At 63.4% G+C, this 1,501-nt stretch carries 1 pseudogene; it reads right to left on the bottom strand.

Annotated elements, in window-relative coordinates:
- Positions 1–563: 563 nt before the first annotated feature.
- Positions 564–1,501, bottom strand: a pseudogene (locus AB0J39_RS39505) (hypothetical protein); the annotation flags it as partial.

Raw genomic sequence — 1,501 nt, 5'->3', positions numbered from 1 at the left:
GCGACGGCGGCAGCGGCCAGCAGGCCCGCCACGACCCCGCCGAGGGCGAGAGTGCGCTTCATGGATTTCTCCCTGGTCTGTCGTGGGACGTCACTTGCGCCCCATGCGTCAGTGAAGGAACGAGGAGAAAGGTATAGGAGGAATAAGGGTGGTGTAAGTGGTTCCGTGGCCTTCGATCTACGGTCACCAGGCTCGCGCCACCGCCGCGTGCAAGGGCCTGTGGAACGTTTTGGCTGATCATCTATGGCCCGTTCCAGACGTGATCACCTTGGGTGATGGAACGGTACGCGCCAGATGTGACACAAATCACAGTTTGCGATGAAACCGGGAAGGGTCCCAATGCCGTCAAAACGGTCACTCTTCCTAGGCCCTCGATCACCTCCGCTCGGGCCGATGCGTCACGATCGGGAGCGGGAACCGCCGCTATCGCGCACAGCTTCACCGGCTCCGCTCGGACATCGCTGTTCGGGACGCGGCTCGCGGAGACTGTCCGGACACGCGAAAAGGGCCCGGCCGGAGGCCGGGCCCTTTCCTTTGGTCCAGTTAGAGCGTCAGAGTGAGTCTCAGACGATCTTGCCGGAAGCGAACTTCGCGGCGTACTGGTAGACGGCCAGGGTCTCACCGTCGAAGTACGGGGAGACGCTGGTGTCGATGCGCTTGTTGCCGTCGGTGTCGGAGACCGCGATGGTCACACCGTTCAGGTAACCGAGACGCTTGGTGCTGCTGTAGCGGTACAGCCAGGACGAACCGATCGAGCCCTCGCCGGTGAAAGAGGACTTGATGCCGACGAGCTCCTCGGCCTTCATGGCCGGGGCAGCGGCCTTGAAGGTCTTGCCGTAGGCCCACTTGAGGGTCTTGCCGGTGAAGGCGTAGTTGCCGTCCGGGTGCGACCCGCTCGGGTAACCGAAGACGAACACCGAGGTGCCGATCTTCTGGTTGTAGGCCAGGCCCTGACCACCGACGTTGGCGCCGAGGGTGCCGACGTCCTTGAGGGCGATGTCGACGATCTTGCCCTTGAGGATGTAGTCGACGTCGAACAGGACCCAGAACTGAGCCTTGTACCAGGCGTTGTCCTTCGTGAAGTAGAAGGACTTGCCGTCCGACGAGAAGCCGCCGTTGCCGTACTCCTGCTTGCTGACGCGGGTGATGGTGAAACCGGCCCGCTTGCCCAGCTTGACGTCGGTGCTCTCACCGCGGACGAGCGCCTCGGTGTTCTCCTTCGCCCAGCCGGTCAGCTTGCAGAAGTCGTCCCAGCTGACGAAGCCCTTGACGGACTCCTCGCCCTTCTGGGCCAGGTGCCAGCGGTCCACGACGGGCTTGATCTCGCCGGCCCAGCCGGTGGTCTTGAGCTCGAGGTCCTTGCGGGCCTTCTCCGCGTCCGCCTTGGTCTCGTACCGGCGGTTGTTCACCCAGTTCTTGACCTTGTCGACGGCCACGTCGGTGACCTGGACACCGTTGTAGACGGTGACGAACGCGTAGTTGCGGTCGCCGTCCTCGTAGT

Source organism: Microbispora sp. NPDC049633 (genome assembly GCF_040675265.1).
Taxonomy (GTDB): domain Bacteria; phylum Actinomycetota; class Actinomycetes; order Streptosporangiales; family Streptosporangiaceae; genus Microbispora; species Microbispora maris.
This window is presented reverse-complemented; position numbering and strand designations above follow the sequence as displayed.